The organism is Arthrobacter sp. AOP36-C1-22 (genome assembly GCF_052377515.1).
GTDB lineage: Bacteria > Actinomycetota > Actinomycetes > Actinomycetales > Micrococcaceae > Arthrobacter_H.
Genome location: NZ_JBQSWW010000010.1, coordinates 73,079 through 89,886 on the forward strand (window position 1 = coordinate 73,079; position 16,808 = coordinate 89,886).

Annotated in this window: 13 protein-coding genes, 1 tRNA gene and 1 pseudogene; 2 read left to right on the forward strand and 13 right to left on the reverse strand. The window is 64.2% G+C overall.

What is annotated here, in order from left to right:
• The gene (locus tag ACT3S6_RS07850) at positions 1–645 is read left to right on the forward strand and encodes an anthranilate synthase component II (RefSeq protein WP_444554482.1); all 645 of its coding nucleotides are present in this window, start codon (positions 1–3) and stop codon (positions 643–645) included.
• Positions 646–721: 76 nt separating this feature from the next.
• Here the strand turns inward: ACT3S6_RS07850 and pknB are convergent, their stop codons facing one another.
• From pknB to ACT3S6_RS07885, 7 genes are read right to left on the reverse strand one after another with little or no spacing between them, the layout of a single operon-like run.
• A complete protein-coding gene (pknB, locus tag ACT3S6_RS07855) occupies positions 722–2,767 on the reverse strand; it encodes a Stk1 family PASTA domain-containing Ser/Thr kinase (RefSeq protein WP_444554483.1) in 2,046 nt (681 codons plus the stop codon).
• A 24-nt stretch (positions 2,768–2,791) separates the two neighbouring features.
• Positions 2,792–4,678 carry a protein kinase domain-containing protein gene (locus ACT3S6_RS07860; protein WP_444554484.1) on the reverse strand — a complete coding sequence of 629 codons (1,887 nt, stop codon included), beginning with the start codon at positions 4,676–4,678 and terminating at the stop codon, positions 2,792–2,794.
• The gene (locus ACT3S6_RS07865; protein WP_444554485.1) at positions 4,675–6,123 is read right to left on the reverse strand and encodes a penicillin-binding transpeptidase domain-containing protein; all 1,449 of its coding nucleotides are present in this window, start codon (positions 6,121–6,123) and stop codon (positions 4,675–4,677) included. Before ACT3S6_RS07865 ends, ACT3S6_RS07860 begins: the two co-directional genes overlap by 4 nt.
• Positions 6,120–7,598, reverse strand: a complete 1,479-nt coding sequence (locus tag ACT3S6_RS07870) for an FtsW/RodA/SpoVE family cell cycle protein (protein ID WP_444554486.1) — start codon at positions 7,596–7,598, stop codon at positions 6,120–6,122. Before ACT3S6_RS07870 ends, ACT3S6_RS07865 begins: the two co-directional genes overlap by 4 nt.
• Positions 7,595–9,007, reverse strand: a complete 1,413-nt coding sequence (locus tag ACT3S6_RS07875) for a PP2C family protein-serine/threonine phosphatase (RefSeq protein WP_444554487.1) — start codon at positions 9,005–9,007, stop codon at positions 7,595–7,597. Before ACT3S6_RS07875 ends, ACT3S6_RS07870 begins: the two co-directional genes overlap by 4 nt.
• Before the next feature lies 1 nt (position 9,008).
• Entirely contained in the window at positions 9,009–9,491 is a 483-nt protein-coding gene (locus ACT3S6_RS07880) for an FHA domain-containing protein FhaB/FipA (protein WP_444554488.1), read from the reverse strand.
• Positions 9,488–10,228 (reverse strand): FhaA domain-containing protein, encoded by a 741-nt coding sequence (locus tag ACT3S6_RS07885; RefSeq protein ID WP_444554489.1) that lies wholly within the window; start codon positions 10,226–10,228, stop codon positions 9,488–9,490. Before ACT3S6_RS07885 ends, ACT3S6_RS07880 begins: the two co-directional genes overlap by 4 nt.
• A gap of 278 nt (positions 10,229–10,506) precedes the next feature.
• On the opposite strand from ACT3S6_RS07885, the gene ACT3S6_RS07890 reads away from it, so the two are divergent.
• Positions 10,507–10,590 (forward strand) — tRNA-Leu (locus tag ACT3S6_RS07890).
• Between the two features lie 627 nt (positions 10,591–11,217).
• Here the strand turns inward: ACT3S6_RS07890 and ACT3S6_RS07895 are convergent.
• The 6 genes and pseudogenes from ACT3S6_RS07895 to ACT3S6_RS07920 form a co-directional block, all read right to left on the reverse strand.
• Positions 11,218–12,264, reverse strand: a pseudogene (locus ACT3S6_RS07895) (recombinase family protein); the annotation flags it as partial.
• A 278-nt stretch (positions 12,265–12,542) separates the two neighbouring features.
• Positions 12,543–13,202: a hypothetical protein gene (locus ACT3S6_RS07900; RefSeq protein ID WP_096157903.1), complete on the reverse strand. Its 660-nt coding sequence runs from the start codon at positions 13,200–13,202 to the stop codon at positions 12,543–12,545.
• Positions 13,203–13,313: 111 nt separating this feature from the next.
• Positions 13,314–13,805 carry a single-stranded DNA-binding protein gene (locus ACT3S6_RS07905; RefSeq protein WP_096157904.1) on the reverse strand — a complete coding sequence of 164 codons (492 nt, stop codon included), beginning with the start codon at positions 13,803–13,805 and terminating at the stop codon, positions 13,314–13,316.
• A 73-nt stretch (positions 13,806–13,878) separates the two neighbouring features.
• The gene (locus tag ACT3S6_RS07910; RefSeq protein ID WP_096157905.1) at positions 13,879–15,645 is read right to left on the reverse strand and encodes a type IV secretory system conjugative DNA transfer family protein; all 1,767 of its coding nucleotides are present in this window, start codon (positions 15,643–15,645) and stop codon (positions 13,879–13,881) included.
• A gap of 68 nt (positions 15,646–15,713) precedes the next feature.
• Positions 15,714–16,250 carry a hypothetical protein gene (locus tag ACT3S6_RS07915; protein WP_096157906.1) on the reverse strand — a complete coding sequence of 179 codons (537 nt, stop codon included), beginning with the start codon at positions 16,248–16,250 and terminating at the stop codon, positions 15,714–15,716.
• 64 nt (positions 16,251–16,314) lie between these two features.
• The gene (locus ACT3S6_RS07920) at positions 16,315–16,779 is read right to left on the reverse strand and encodes a hypothetical protein (RefSeq protein WP_096157907.1); all 465 of its coding nucleotides are present in this window, start codon (positions 16,777–16,779) and stop codon (positions 16,315–16,317) included.
• Positions 16,780–16,808 lie beyond the last annotated feature (29 nt).

Genomic DNA, 16,808 nt, shown 5'->3' on the forward strand with positions numbered 1-16,808 from the left:
ATGCCCGCCCCCACGCGGATCCTAGTGATCGACAACTATGACAGCTTTGTCTATACGCTGGTCGGCTACCTGCGCGAACTCGGTGCCGAAACGACCGTCGTGCGCAATGACGACGTGACGGTGGCCCAGGCCATTGAACTGGCCGAGGCCCGGGACGGTGTCCTGGTCTCCCCCGGCCCCGGGACGCCCGGCGAATCCGGGGTCTGCATCGATCTCATCCGTTGGTGTGGTGAACACGCCAAACCGATGTTGGGGGTCTGCCTCGGACACCAGGCCCTCGCCGAGGCCTACGGCGGGGTCGTCACGCACGCCGAGGAACTCATGCACGGCAAGACCTCGTCGGTCCATCATGGAACCCACCCGTTGTTCCACGACATCAGCAATCCGTTCACGGCCACCCGCTACCATTCCCTGGCGGCGGTCCGCGCGTCGATCCCGGATGAGTTGGAGATCATCGCCGAAACCGATGGTGGCGTCGTCATGGGTCTGGCCCACCGCGAGGCCCCCCTATGGGGCGTCCAGTTCCACCCCGAGTCGGTGCTCACCGAAGGTGGGTACCACATGCTGGGGAACTGGCTGGAAGCACTCGGCCTCTCCGGTGCGGCGGCCCGCGCCGAGAAATTGAGCCCGTTGATCACCGACTGATCCGGCCACACCTGGCCACTGTTCCGCCCAGCCCCCACCTCGGCAAGGAAGCGGCGTTTCCTGGACGGGACAGCGGCTAGGGGGAGGGTTCGGCTGCCTTCGAGGACTTTGACGCCTTCTTGGAGGCCTTGGCCGACTCGGACGCAGCCTTCTCCGATGACTTCTCGGCCGCCTTCGAACTCTTTGAACTTTCCTTCGCCGACTCCTTGGACTCCTTGGAATCCGATCCGGGTTCGGATTCGGACGGTGGAGCAGAGGGGGATTCCTCCGGTTCCGGCTTCTTCGCGATCTTGACCCTCACGGTGCCGTCCTGATCCAGATCCTTGCCACCCACGGGAGTCTGTTCGATGACGCTATCGACGGGCTTGGAGCTCTCCTTTTCTTCGGATTCGAGTTGCAACCCGACGGCGTTGTCGGAGAGGACCTTGCGCGCCTCGTCCACATCCAGGCCGATGAGCGAAGGAACAGTGACCTTGCCCGTGGAGAGCGTCAGTTCGATCAGACTGCCGGTCTTGACCTTCTCCCCCAGCTTCGGATTCGTCCCGATGAGGCTGCCCAGTTCCACGGTCGCCGTGTTCTCGCGCTTCACATCGTCGGAGACGTCCAAACCCAGCCGTTCCAGCGTGCTGCGCACGGTGGCCTCCGACTGGCCGGCCAGGTCCTTGGGCAGGGTCACCTGTTCGGGGCCCTGAGATACCAGCAGTTGGACCTCGGAGTCCTTGCGTGTCGAGGAGCCGGCCTTCGGGTCGGTTCCCACCACGGAGCCGGAATCGACGTCGTCGTCGTAGACCTCCTTGGTGACGGGCTTCAGATTGGCGGCGTAGATCTTGTTCTGTGCATCGATCACCGACAAGTTCGATACGTCGGGAACGGGGATCATGGCATTGCGTTCCTGCTGGTCCTGGCTCCAGTTCCAGAAGAACCAGGCACCGAGGGCGATGACAATCACCGCCAGAATGGAAAAGACGGTGATCCATGCCCGTCGGCGCGACGTGCGTTGACGGTCGGCCTCGTCGGTCCGGGAGGGGCCCGAAGACCCGGCGAGCAAGGACTCTTGTGAATCGGTGGCGTGCACGGCAGGCTGTTTCCCGGTGTCCCCGGCCCCGCCGGAGCCCTCGGCGGCCAGAGCGGCAGTACGTTCCCTGCCCTCGTTCCCGGGGGGCCCGGAAGCGAGGGCCTGCGTGGGTGGTTCGGTGGTCAGCATCGCCTGGGTCGACATAGGCATGACGGCCAGGGCCTGGGTGGCATCGCCCAGATCCTTCGGAACGGGGCGGTCGTCCTGGGCCGCGCGCAACGCGGCAGCGAAAGCCGCGGCATCCTGATAGCGGTCGTCCCGGTCCTTCGTCAGTGCCGTGGAGATGACCTCGTCGATCCGAGGGCTGATTTCGGGGTTGTGGACGCTGGCGGCGACCGGCTTTTCACTCACATGCTGGAAGGCCACGGAGACGGGACTGTCGCCCGTGAAGGGTGGCCTGCCGGTGAGCAGCTCATAGAGGAGGCAGCCTGCCGAATACAGGTCGCTGCGGGCATCGACGGTTTCCCCGCGGGCCTGTTCGGGGGAGAAATACTGGGCCGTCCCCACCACGACTTGCGTCTGGGTCATGGTGGCCGAGGAATCGGACATGGCGCGGGCGATACCAAAATCCATGACCTTTACGGCGTCGTCGCCGGTGACCATCACATTGGAGGGCTTGATGTCCCGGTGGACGATGCCCATGCGGTGGCTGTATTCCAGGGCCGACAGGACGCCGAGCGTGTACCTGACCGAGGACTGGGGATTCAATTCCCCGGCCTTGGACAGATCACGCAGGGTCTTCCCCCGGACATACTCCATGACGATGTACGGCAGCTTGGTGACGTGGTCCCCCGAAGCATCAACATCCTCTTCGCCGGTGTCGTACACGGAGACGATGGCTGGATGGTTCAACCCGGCGACGGCCTGGGCCTCCCGGCGGAAGCGGGTCTGGAACACCGGATCGCGGGCCAGGTCGCGACGCAGCAGCTTGATCGCGACCTCGCGCCCGAGCCGGAGGTCGCGGGCATGGTAAACATCCGCCATGCCGCCGCGACCAATGAGGTCGCCGACTTCATAGCGGGCGTTCAGGATTCGGGGTTCAGTCACACATTTCCTCTGCACGCCTCAGCGTTAGTTGCCCGCGCCGGTCGGGGCGGCCTGCTTGAAATTTCCATTTGACCCCTTGTCGTCCTTGGCAGCGTCAGGGTTTTTCGAATCCGTCGGCTTGGTTGCTGGAGGCTCCGTGACCGGGGCCTTGGACGGTGCCGTTTCCTTGGGAGGTTCGGTCTGTTCCGAGGTGGTGGGGGCCTGCGTCGGCGGGGCAGGTGCGGAGCTACTGGCCTTGCTGCTGGAGGGCTTCGAGGATTTGCTGCTCGGAGCCGGCGTGGACTTCCTGGTCGGCGCGGGGGCCTTGGTCTTGGTCTCTTGCACCGGCGGAGGCGGAGGCGTGTTTTCCACCGGCAGCGGCACGGCGTAGCTCAGCTCGATCACGGTGCCGACCTTGACGGTACCGGTGGGGGAAACGGCAACGACCGAATTCTCCGGATCGCTGGCTTCCTTCTCCTTCGTCGACACCTCCAGGCCCAGGTCCTTCAATTCGGCCGAGGCCTTGTCGACGTCCATGCCGAGGTAGTCGTCAGCATCGACCTTGACGGTCTTCTGCGAGGACTGCGCGCTTGATGCCGGAGACTCGTTGCCGGTCTTGTCACCGGTGAACATGGGCACGAGCCACACCGCGAGCAAGGCCAGGACCACGATCACGATCAGGGGCCAGATCCAGGGGTTCCGCTTTTTCCGCGGAGGGGTCCCGGAACCGCCTGAGGCTCCGCCGGCGCCGGCCCCGGCACCAGCTGCGGCGCCGTCCTCGTCATCGGGATCCCAATCCTTGCTGGCGCCGAGGACCGAATTGAAATCCTGGTCGTCGTTGCCGGACCCGGCCCCGGCGCCCGCGGCGGCGGCGGCACCCTGGACGCGAGTGGCGTCAGCGTCGTCGTACTCCTTGCTGGCCTGCGGACCGCGGGTGGTCTGGTCGGAGACCATGGGCAAGGCACTGGTGCTCGGGGTCCCCGAACCCGCCTCTGGTGTCTGCGGGTTGGCCTGGGTGGGAGCATCTCCCACGTTGATGGCCTGCGTGGCGTCGCCACCGCCGGTTCCCAGGAACGGGATGATGCCCGGGACGGCGGTTTGGGCCGCCTCGAGGTTGTCGGCCCGGATGGCGTCGGCCGCCTCCGCCAGCTTCGTGGCGGTCTCCGGTCGTTCCGCCGGACTCTTGGCCAGCATCGACATGATCAAAGCCCGATATTTGGCCGGGATGGATTCATCGAGTGCCGGAGGGTTGTCGTTGACCTGGGCCAGCGCAATGGCGATCTGTGATTCGCCGGTGAACGGTCGACGACCGGCCAGGCACTCGTAGCCGATGACTCCGAGGGAGTAGATGTCCGAAGACCCGCTGGCCTGCTGCCCGGTGGCCTGTTCGGGGGCAAGATACTGGGCGGTGCCCATGACCTGCCCGGTCGCGGTCAGGGGGACCTGGTCGGCGATGCGTGCAATGCCGAAGTCGGTGATCTTCACCCGACCATCGGGCAGGATGAGCAGGTTGCCCGGCTTCACATCCCGGTGGACCAGGCCCTGTGCATGGGCCGCGGCGAGGGCGCGGGCGGTTTGGGCGATGATGGACATGGTCCTGTCGGGGGACAGGACCCGTTCGCGTTCGATGATGGCGGACAGCGGCTGGCCGGGGACCAGCTCCATGACCAGGTAGGCCGAACCGCCTTCCTCGCCGTAGTCGAACACGTTGGCGATGCCTACGTGGTTCAACAATGCCGTATGGCGTGCCTCGGCGCGGAAACGCTGCAGGAAGCCGGGGTCGCCGGTGTATTCCTCCTTGAGGATCTTGATGGCGACGATCCGGCCAAGGATCTCATCGCGCGCCTTCCAGACCTCCCCCATTCCGCCGATGGCTATCCGCTCGGTCAGTTGGAACCGACCGCCCAGGGTGATACCCGATGTAGGCCTCACTTATTGAACACCGCCTCTAGCATCTTCTTCAGGTTTGGACTGGTCAGGTTGTGGCCGGTCTCGTAGTCGGTCTTTTCTATGACAATGGTGACAGCGACCTCCGGGTCATCCGCCGGGGCGAAGCCGGTGATCCACGAATTGACGCGTTTGGTCCCATCTCCGAGTTGCGCCGTGCCGGTCTTCGCCGCGATGTCCAGCCCGGGGATGTCTGCCGTGTAGGCCGTCCCGCCCTTGAGTGGTGCGCGCATCAATTCGGTCACCTGGTTGGCCACCTTCTTGGTCGTTGCCGTACTGAATTCCTCGGGCTTCGGTTCTTCCAGCACGCTCAGATCCGGAGCGGTGACCCGTTTGATCAGGTTCGGCTTCATGATGACCCCGTCATTGGCGATGCCCATGGCGACCATGTTCATCTGCAGGGGCGTGGTCTTGACGTCGAACTGTCCGATCGAGGACAGGCCCAACTGGTCCGGAGTGAGATCGCTCGGGAATTGGCTGGGGGTCACGCGTTGCGGGATCTCCAGTTGCTGGCCGAAACCGAAACGTTCGGTGACGTCGCGCAAGGCGTCCTGCCCGACCGCCTCGCTCATGGCCACGAATGGCGTGTTGCAACTCTGGGCCACGATGAATTCGAGCTTGGCCCGGTTCTGGTTCGCGCAGATGCCCTGGTCGAAGTTGTTCACCTTCGTCGAAGTGCCCGGCAGAGTGATCGACGTCGGATTGTCGTAGACCGAATCAAGGTCGTACTTCCCCGATTCCAGGCCCGCGACCAGGTCGAGGATCTTGAAGGTGGAACCCGGTGAGATCAGATTGTTGATGGCCGGGTTGATGTTCGGGCTCAGTCCGTTCGTCTCGAGGATGTCCGCCATGTTCTTCGAGGCGATCTTCCCGCTATGCACGGCCAGGAGGTTGGTGTCATAGCTGGGCTTGGACACCATGGCCAGGATGTTTCCCGTACTCGGTTCGGAGACGATGATGGTCCCCTGCTGTCCGTCGGGGATCAGATTATAGGCCGTCTTCTGGAGAGCCGGGTCGATGGTGAGCTCCACGGAGGCACCCTCGGTGGATTGACCGGTCAACAAGTTGACCATGCGGTTGTAGAACTGCGAGTCGCTCTGCCCGTTGAGCTCGTCGTTCATGACGCCTTCGAGGTGGTTGGCACCGTAGGTCAGCGAGTAGAAGCCGGTCAGGTGCGCATACAGTTTCGGGTCGTGGTACACGCGTTGGTAGTCGAATTGGTCATCGGAGGCGACGGATTCGGCGATCGGTGTTCCGTCGACCAGCAAGGCACCACGGGCCAGATCGAAGTTCTTGTACAGCTGCCGGGTGTTGAGCGGATTGGCGTTGAGGTCCTTGACCGCGAAGAACTGGATGTAGCTCAGGGCGCCGAAGATCAGGACGAAGAGGCAGACGATGGCGATCCACACGTGGCGTATGGCGGTGTTCATGCGGTGTCCCCCTTTCGCGGTGGCGTGGCTACCTTGGCTTGTGCCTTCTTGGCGCGGCGCCGGGCGTCTTCCTCTTCGCGGGCCTTCGCCTTCGCGCTGATGTCTGGTCCGGCCGCGGCCATGTCCCGCTCGTTGAGCGGTCCCGTGAGGGCTGGTCTCCGGGAATTATGGGAGACCAGGAGCAATAGGGCGACGATGATCCAGTTGGAGAGCAGGGAGGACCCGCCCGCCGACATGAAGGGCGTGGTCAGCCCCGTCAATGGAATCAACAGAGTCACCCCTCCCATCAGGACGAAGCACTGTAGGCCGATGGTGAAGGAGAGGCCGGCGGCGAGCAGTTTGCCGAAGGCGTCCCGGCTGCCGAGGGCGGCGCGGATTCCACGGCTGATGAGGATGACGAACAGCAGGATGATGGCCACCAGGCCGATGAGACCCAGTTCCTCACCCAGGGCGGCGATGATCATGTCGGAGTTGGCCAGGGGGACGAAGTCGGGTCGTCCATTGCCCAGGCCGGTACCGAACAGTCCGCCGTTGGAGAGCCCGAAGAGGCCTTGGACGATTTGCCGGCTCCCGCCGTACTGCTGGTCGTAGACGGAGGGGTCGAAGGCGTGGAGCCAGGAATTCAGTCGCAAGGCGACGTGCGACATGAATTGCGCGGCAAAGAACCCGGCGACGACCACCATGACCAATCCGATGATGATCCAGCTGATACGCCCGGTCGCGACGTAGATCATGACCATGAACAGGCCGAAGAACAGGATGGATGAACCGAGGTCGCTCTGCATCACCAGCACGCCGATGCTGAGCAGCCAGGCGACGATCATGGGGCCGAGGTCCCTCGCCCGGGGGAGCTGCAGGGGACCGATCTTGCGGCCGGCCAGCAGGATCAGGTCCCGGTGGGTCGAGAGGTAACCGGCGAAGAAGAGCGCCAGGGTGATCTTGGCCAGCTCACCGGGCTGGAAGGAAAGGGGCCCGATGAAGATCCAGATGCGGGCGCCGTTGATGACCTTGCCCAGGCCCGGCACGAGTGGCAGGAGCAGCAGGAGGGCACTGATGACCAGGAACGTGTAGGGGGCCTTGCGCAGGATGCGGTGGTCGCGAACCAGCCATAGCGTGGCGATGGCAGCGGCCATGGCAAGGCCGGTCCACAACAGTTGGCGGGTCGCCGCATCGTCGTTGTTGGCCAGATCCAGCCGGTGGATCATCGCGATCCCTATCCCGTTGAGCGCCACCACGCAGGGAAGAATGATCGGATCGGCATACTTCGCCCAGATCCTCAGCACGATATGCATGACCAGGGCCATGCCGGCCAGGACGGCTCCTTGGGTGATGAACCCTTCGTCGAAACCATCCGTGTTGCTCAAGCTGACCAGGTAGTTGGCACCCACCGCGACGGCCAGGGCCAGGATCAGCAACACCAGTTCGGTATTGCGCCGTGGGATGGGCGCGGTCTCTAGTTCCGGGGTTTCGCTCACGGTGTCACCTCCTGACAATAATTGGGCAAGCCCGGCGGCGAGTCGGCGGACTGCGGATCGGCCGGTACCACGACCGGACAGGCCTGTTTGGCGCTGATGACCAGTTCGGTCACGATGTCCTGGGCATGGGCGAGATCGCGGGCCGCCAAGGAGTTGCGCAACCTCTGTTGCGTGTAGGAGGGCAGGGCCTGCGTGGGTATATGCGTCACGGTGTCGACATGGGAGAGCTTGATGGGACCCAGATCCTGTGACACGCCGTTGTAGATGGCCACCTTGCCGTCGTGATCGGCCACGTAGTACTGCGTTTGGGTCCAGGCGAACCCGAACCACAAGACGGAAACCAGGATCAGTCCCATCAGGGTCAGGAAGGTCGGGATGAGCCACCCCCGGTTCAGCGGGCGACGCATGGGATCGAATTCGCGGTCCTCCGGCACCTCGTCGGGCTCGGAAGCCTTATGGGTCAGGATCGCGGCGGCCCGCTTCTCCGCCGACCGTTGGGTGACCATCGGGATTTGTCCGGTCTGGGTGGCCAGGGCGGCCGCGCCGACTAGGGCATGGGGGCGAATGGACATCTCGTGGCGGATGACGGCTGCGCTGGCCCCGAGATCGCCTTGCTGGGCGACCTGGAGTTGGCCGGTATCCGGGGCGGGTTCGAGACCGGGGTCAACCCCCGGGGCGTCGTCGTCGGCATTCTCAGCGACTTCGACCATCACGATGGTGACGTTGTCGGGGGAGCCATGCTGGAGGGTGACCTCGACCAATGCGTCGACGGTCTGTTGCAACGAACCGGCGGTCCGCACGATGCGCTCGGTGATGTCGTCGGGCACGACGGCATTGAGGCCGTCGGAGCATAGGAGCCAGCGCTCCCCCGGGGCGATGGGGAACTGGTCGATATCCAGCTCGGGACTCGCATCGGAGTCGCCCAGGACCCGCATCAACACGTTCTTATGCGGGTGGTGCTCGGCTTCCTCGGGGCGTATGCGGCCCTCGTCCACGAGCCGTTGGACGAACGTATGGTCCTTGCTGACCTGTTCGAAGACATCATCCTTGAGCCGGTAGGCGCGGGAATCGCCGATATGGGCGTATTGGAAGCGGTCCCCGGTCAGCAGCAGGGCCGTGACGGTGGTGCCCATCCCGGAGAGCTTCGGGTTCGCGCTGACCAGTTCGTTGAGGATCGAATTGGCGGTCTGGATCTCGTCCGGCAGCACCGTTTCCACGTCGACCGTCCGGTCCTGGTCCAGATGCACCAGATCCAGCACGGTCGATGCCGAGGCGACGTCCCCGCCGACATGTCCGCCCATGCCGTCGGCCACGACCGCCAGATAGCGGCCGGCATAGCCGGAGTCGTCGTTCTTGGCGCGGACCAACCCCACATCCGACCGCGCTGCGAACCGCAACGTGAGCGCCATACTACGGCCTCAACTCCATGACGGTCTTGCCGATCCGGATGGGCTGGCCGATCTCCACCGGCTGGGCTCGGGTCAACTGGTTCTCCCCCAGATAGGTGCCGTTCGTCGAGCCGAGGTCCTCGATGAACCAACGGCTGCCCTGCGGGAATAATCGGGCATGTCGCCCGGAGGCGTAATCGTCCTCGAGGACGAGTGTGGCCTCCTGGGCCCGCCCCAGCAGGATGGGGCTGGCCGCCAGATCCAGGCTCGTCCCGCTGAGTGGTCCTTCCAGGATGGCCAGGGTTCGTGCCGCCTTCTTGGCCGGTGGCGCCGGTTCGGGCGCCAGTTCGGGGTTCTTACGGACCTCGCGTGCCGTCGGCTCGCCGGTCTTCGCCCGCTTGCCGATGGACAAGTCCCGACGCAGCGCGGCGATGATGCTCATGATCAGGATCCACAACAGGATCAGGAACCCGAGGCGTAGGGCGGTCAGGAAGAGGTCGCTCATGCGCTGTCTCCACTCGATCGGGGGACCAGCCGGTACGTGATGCGGGTGCGCCCCATGGCAATGATGGAGCCATCGAAGAGTTCCTCGCGGTCGACGACCCGTTGGCCATTGACGTAGCTGCCATTGGTGGACCCCAGATCCACGGCCCACGCCCGGGAACCCTCACGAACGACTTCGATATGGCGGCGCGAGACCCCGGGGTCCTCGACCGGGATGTCGGCGTCGGCGGAGCGGCCGAGCACCACGGAATCGGCATGCAGCCCATAGCGCTGGCCATTGATGTCCAGTACGGCCTGCTTGCTCGGCGGTGGACGTGGTGGAGCGCTCGGAGCCGGTGGCGGGGCGGAGGCCGCGGCGGGGGCGGTCGTCTTGTCCATCGTGGCGTCGATGGAGAAGCTGCCGGATTTGGTGTCGTCGTCACGGTGGAAGGAGACGGTGACCGGGCCCTGCAACGTGTACTGCTGCGAGCGTGCGTGCTTGACGGCGGCATCGCAGAGTTCCTCGGCCAGGGTGGCGCCCCACTGCTTGGCGCGTTCGAAATCGGCCGCCCCCAGCCTGACCTTGAAGGAGTTGGGGGCCAGGGTGCGGCCCTGGGACAAGGTCAGCGTCCGGTTGTCCATCTCGTTGCGAAGTTGGCTGGCGATCTCGACCGGCTGAACCTCGGAGGAGCCCGATCCCCGGAAGACGGTGCTCACCAGCTTTTCGAGACCGCGCTCGACATTGTCGACCAAACCCATGGGCGCTGCTCCTCTCGAAGTCGGTTGTCCTGTACGCCGCTCCGGCCACGGCGCGTGACGAAACAGCCGGCCCTGAGGCCTGTGCCATTCCGATACTACTTGTCATGCCACCGAAACGTCCGACGGTGCAGGCCTCTCTTCCATAACGCAACGAGATTTTCGGGGTATTTGGTTCCCCGGGGTGCGGCTCATCACACCATGGGACCCGATTAGGTGATGCCCCGGCAGCATGGTTATGATTGTTCTCGCTGTTCAGGGGAAACCCGAAACAGTAACTTGCGCGAGTGGCGGAATAGGCAGACGCGCTGGCTTCAGGTGCCAGTGCCCGCAAGGGCGTGGGGGTTCAAGTCCCCCCTCGCGCACTTAATGAGCGATGTTGTAACCCCGGACTTAAGAAACAGGTCCTGGGTTGCAACATCGCTCTTTTCGTTGGTTTCTGACCGCTGGTCTGCCCAGGCGATGGCCTGTTCCAGAGTGTTGTCGTCGAGGATGGCCTCGAAGGGTGCCGCGGTATCGACGGTGAGGCTCCCGCCTTCATCGAGGTAGATGCGGCTGAAGAACGTCTGATTCGCGAGCCGCTTGTTCTGCTCGTCGCAGCGTTCATAGATGCTGGCGAAGTCTCGGGCAAGGTCAAGTGCCCCGTCGATGAGGTCGCGGGCACCTTGGTAGTCGTTGTGATGCTCGGCGATCTGCGCTTCGATGCCGTCGAGTTCAGCGCGAAGCCGGGTCTGGAACTTCTTTAACTGGTCGAGGCTGAGCGCGTCTGCGAGATGCGCTTCAAGGAGTTTGTCCTGCTCGGTGAGGATCTGCTTGCGGCGTTCGGTGAGATCACGGATGGACTGGTTGGTGCCTGCCGTGAGCTGGTCGAACTCGTGGGTGAGCATGCCGCGCAGCGCGTCAGTCATCGCGGGAGTGAGCGTGATGCGCTGATAGTAATCGGCGACGAGCTGCTCCACCCGGTCCACCGGCGCGGAGGGCATTATGCAGTCGGTGCGTTTGTTGTTGCGGCCGAGGCAGATGAAGTACGGGTAGATGTTCCCGTGCCGGTTTTTCGCGTGGATGATGGTCATGCGTTGACGGCATCGCCCGCAGTAGAGGGTGCCTTTCAGGTAGTGGTCGTGTTTCTGGGTGCGCACGCCCGACTGGGCGTGTGAGCGGAGCATCGTCTGTACTTGGTACCAGACTTCGGGTTCGATCAGGCGCTCGTGCGCACCGTCATACCTGACGCCTCGGTAGACGACGTCCCCTTTGTAGTAGGGGTTCTGCAGCATCCGATGCACCGTGGATATCCCTAAGGGTCGGGCTTGACGCTTCGGGGTTGGAACGCTGCGCAGCCCTTTCTTGGTGAGTTCTTTGCAGAGCTGCGCGAGACTGTAGTTCCCGGCTGCGTAAGCGGTGAATGCCCATTTGACGAGCGCAGCTCGTTTCTCATCTATTTTGATGCCGCGCACTTCTCGGCCGAGTTCGTCTCGGTGCAGGGTGTTGAGGTATCCGAGCGGTGCACGCATCGGGGTTCCCCCGGTGGACGCTTTCTGGACGAGGCCCTTCATGACCTCGTTGGCGAGGTTGACTGAGTAGAACTCCGCGATGGAGGACATGATCCCGTGGAGCAGCATTCCCGATGGGGTCTCATCAATGTTCTCGGTCGCTGACACGAGAGTGACGCCTGCCTCGCGGAGTGCGAGGTGGATCTCCACATCGTCGGCACGGTTGCGGGCAAGCCGGTCGACCTTGTGGACGATGCAGTACGCGACCCGGTGCGCTCGCACGTACGCGATCATGGCCTTGAGCGCAGGGCGGTCTGCTTTCTTCGCGGACTCGCCCGCATCAACAAATTCCTTCACCACAGTCGCACCGATCGAGTCGGCTTTGGCATAGTTTGCGGCACGCTGTGCAGGGATGGAGAACCCTTCGTCGTGTCCGCCCTTGGTGGCTTGCTCCTTCGTGGAGACACGCAGATAGGTAATGGCAGGCGCGAGAGCGATATCAGTGATTTTCGTAGGTGGTGTCAGTACCGGGTCGGCGATGAGAGACATGGGATCCTCTTTTCTCCCGCCGACAGGTTCACGGCGGTTCGTGATGTTACCTTCCTTCCGCAGTGAAATCCGGGTCAGAAGCTGGTTTCAACACCTCGGGACGAGGGATGACCGGAGGGTCGTGTGCGTCACGTCGGCTGTTGGCCTCGGCAAGGGTGTAGCGTACGAAAAGCTCGGTGAGCAAGGTCATGTTCGGACGAGTCCGATGCACCACCTTGATCCCATAGGAGCGCTCCGCCTGCGGCACGTAGTCACTCGTCCGTTGGTACGGCTGCTTTCTACGTGCCATCGTCGGACCGCATCTCTTCAGCGAGCACTCTCCTGATGACCGCATCCTGCTCGGCCAGCCGACCCGCGACTTGCTCAGCGACGAACGAAACGAAATCGTCCATGCGTTTGGCCACTGGTCGTTCAGTGGTGTCGGGTTCGGTCCAGTCCTCGGCTTCACCCCCGGGCCAAGGCGTGATCCTGGTGGGTCGGTCGCGGTCGAGGCGGGTACCGGAAATCGTCACCCAGTCGCGGAGGCGTTCCCGGGCGACGGCGAAGTCGTGATGCCAGGCAAGGGCCTGGTTCCCTTTGGCTTGCGGGTCGAAACAGAACAGCCAATACTGCCGCAGTGCCGAGAGCTCCCAGAGCAGTTCCGGGTGGCGGTGCCACATGGGTGGCACCACTTGGGCGGGCAGGCCGTAGGTGTGGCGGAGCCAGTCGACCCAGGCGTTCAGGTCGAGGAGTTCGTGTTCGAGATCATCCGGTGGCAAGGTGCGCCAGTTGATCGGGCGCGGCACCCCGGCCAGGGTCGCGGAGAGATCGTTCACATACGCCTGCTTCGAGAGCTGCCGGACCTTCGCTTCGATCTCCGGCGGCAAATCAGATAGGTCGACACCATCAAAGTCAGGCTCAGGCTGGGGTGTGTCAGGTGGGGTGTTTTCGGGGTTCATGAGAAGCTCCATCGGCGAAAGAGACGTGCGCACCGGGACTGTGCGCGAAACGAAAAGTCGGGTGCGGCGACCAGGTGGAGGTGTGCGGGGGTACTGGTCGCCGCACCCGGGTCATCGGGCCAAAGCCTCCCGGTGAGCGGTGCTGTCGCTGACAGCTGCGGCAGGTTCGGGGTCCAGCTGCGCTTCTCGCTCCGCGAGGGCCTGCTGCACCTGTTCCCGTGCCGGGGCGTCCTGCTGCGCGGTATCGCGTTCGGGGCCGCTGCGGTCAACGGTGTAGCGGGTGATGTTGTTGTCATGTCCGATCCGGGACGCGACAAACTGTTCGCGGTCAGTTCCTTCGTTGCCGATGTAGCTGCGGGTTTCACCCTCAGCGATGAAGTTGTCGCCTTTACGGAACTGCTCATGCGCACGCTCGGCGGACTTGCGGAACATCACGAGGTCCGTGAAAGACGGATCCAGGTTCGTGAACGTACCGTCCTCTTCGAACCTGGCCTGCGGCTGCCCGACACGCATATACAAGCGGGCATCACCTTTACTGGTGAAGGTCAGCTCCGGGTCGGATGCGACGAACCCCGAGAGGGATTCCTTCGTGCGAATAGTCATCAGATTCACTCCTATCGGTCACCGCCCCCGCAGAATTGCTGGGACTACCCAACAGGTACGACCCCGACCCGGACTATCCGGCCCCGCCTCGGAGCGCCTGCTCAATCTCGGATCGATCCGCGCGGAGCTGCTTCACGTCGGCACGGTTCGGCCAGGGCCGGAGGTTCGTGATGATGGGCCGAGCAGTACGGAGCATCACCACCCCGGTCCCGAACGGCAGCGTGCGCAGCACATCCGGCGGGAGGATCGGGACCCGGCGAATTGACCGCTGGCTCGAGTGCGCCCCATACGCGTCAGTGGTCACCGAATCAGTGGTCTCGTCACGGTCCCCGATGAGCGTGGACAGGTCTTGCAAGTCGCGACTGTTGGAAGCACCGCCGAGGATGATCTTCACGATTGACGCGTCCCAGATCGCGTTCGCCTGGTTCTCGCCCCACTTCTCCCGCGCCTGCGCGAGCGATTGCAACACCGGCAGCGGGGTGATCCCCGTGCCACCGCCTTCCGCCATCAACGTCGGCAGACTGGGCAGCGGTGCGAGGTTCCCGATCTCGTCAAGGGCGAGCAGCAGCGGTGGGTCCATGCGGGCTCCGGGCGAACGGGCGGCGATCTTCCTCGCCGTTTCAATGAGGTCCTCAATGAACGCCGCCACCAGCGCCGACGACGCACCAGCACCCGCCCCCGTTGCCAAGAGGTAGAGGGTGCCGTTGCCGAGCAGGAATGCTTCCGGATCGAACTCCTCACCCGGGGCCGGGGTGACGGCATCGAGGACGCGCGGGTCGGCAAGAGCAGAGAACGCGAGGGAGACACCTTGCCAGATCGAATCCCTCGTACGCGGGTCCGCCTGCACCATCGCATCCAGCGAATCCGCCCACCCCTCTGCGGCTCCCGGGTGGGAGGAAAGGATACGGACGGCGTCAGCGGCGAGAGTCGGGTTCAAAGCCCACTGGTACAGCGTCTTCGCATCCCGCCCATCGAGAGCTGCCGCATGTAGAAGCCCTTGGATTGCGGCGGTGGTTTTCCCTTCCCAGAACCCCGCATCTTGCACACCCCCGAAGCCGGTGGCAGTGGCGAGACCTTTCGCGCGGATCATCGCCGTCAACGGATCCTGACAACCCCGCACCGGCGACCACCGCATCCCCGCAGGCAACCCCGGTGCGAGCTGCTGCGGATCGAACACCGCCACCTTCCCCTTCCGTGCCCGCGCATGCAACGTCGCAGTGAGATTGTCGGGGCGGGTGGAAGTCGTGATCACCGCGCTGGGTGCGTCGAGGATCGCGTTGATCACGACGTGCAGGCCTTTGCCTGAGCGGGGCGGGCCAATCAGCAAGATCGAATCTTCGACCGTGGCCCACACCTGCCCGCCCTTGCCGGTACCGAGGAGATAGCCAACATCCCCAGGAGCAGCGTTCCCGGTCAGTGATGGCCGCAGCGTGGTCGCCTTCTTTACGAGGGCTTTCGCGGAGGCGACTCGGGCGACCTCGGCGGCTGTCGCGGTCCCGGCGAGCCGGTGCGGATCCGTCTTCGAACCGGCCTGGTGGATCGCCCGCCAGACGAAGAAGCCCGCCGTTCCGAGGATCCCGAGGAGCAGGGTGACGATGGCCCAGTAGAGGATCGGGTTGAGGCCATCAGCGCCGAGCGCCGCCCCCGGATCGGCAGGTGTGGCGAGGACGCCGACCCCGGCGGTGAACCCAGCGGTGGGCTCCGGGAGTCCAGTAAGGAACGCGGCCACGCTACCTGCGACGCGGAGCAGTCCAGTGAAAGCTGCCGCGGCGATGAGCGCGCCGAGGGCGAGGTTGATGAAGAGGTCGTTTGCGGGTTTCGCCTGCACCGGGCCTGACATGGCGGGCACCTTCCTGACCTCGCGACAGTGTGCGCGGGGTCAGGACAACAGGTACGAGCGTGCGCCGGTCAGTCGATGCGCTGCACAGAGGTGGTGCCAGAGATCCGTCCCAGCAGAATCACCTCACCCGTCACCACCGGTGTCTCGCCGCGATCCAGCAGCACGCGGGCGGACCCGGTTGGTCCTGCGGAGGTGTGGCGGATCACGAGGGCGAGGGCGACGTCTTCGCCGGGCACGAATCCGTTCGCGGTGAACTCCCAGAGGCTCGGCGGGGTGACCGTCGGGGGCGCATCTGCTGGTGGTGCGAACGATGATCGGGGTGCGGGTGGGGTGAGGATATCGGCGTGAATGCTGCCGTCCATTTCCCGCACCTCCACCCGAGTCGGTGACCCGAGCCGGGCAACAAGCTCGGTGAGCGTCTGCGCGATGTCACTGCGCCGGATCGGGGTTGCCGAGAGCTTGTCACCATTGATCGTGGCGATCAGCGTCTCGGCGTTGATGGCTTCGAGCAGGATCTGCGGAAGCACCGCAGGCACCACGACAGGCTGTTCCGGCGTTGCGGCTGGCGGGTGCTGTGGGGTTCGACGGTCACGGCGCGAACTCATCCGTGCACCTCCTGAACCAGGAAAATGGTCACGGCGGAGGGTATAGGGACTCTGATTCTTGGGCTCATGACAGGAAGGTGCGCTGCCCACCATGCCGTTCCACACCCGGTGCGGTGAGGGGGTCAACGGTGAGCGCCTGTTCCCGTTCGGCAAGTGTGTGGGTGGTTTTCGCCCAGTCCTCGGCGAGGCCCAGCAACTGGGCATAGTCGCCGGGTGCGACTTCACCATGCGCGAGAGATACCCACGGACAATCGCCGTCTGGTTGCCGAACTCGTGCCTGCGAGTCCCACGTCCACGAGGTCGCAATCCGCTCGTCGTCGGACCAATCGGTGTCCGTGTATTGCTCCTCGATCGCGAACCGGGTAATCTCGCCTGCTTCCGGATACAGCACGAAGTGACCAGCCCCGAACGTGACCGGATCCTCCCAGGCGAGAAAGACGTGCTCCTCGTACCGTTTCGCAATCTGCTCCAACCCGCCGACCAACGCTGTCGTCCGCTCGACAAGTTCTTCATCCGATAGCTCACTCATCACACCACCACCGCTGACAGCACACACGA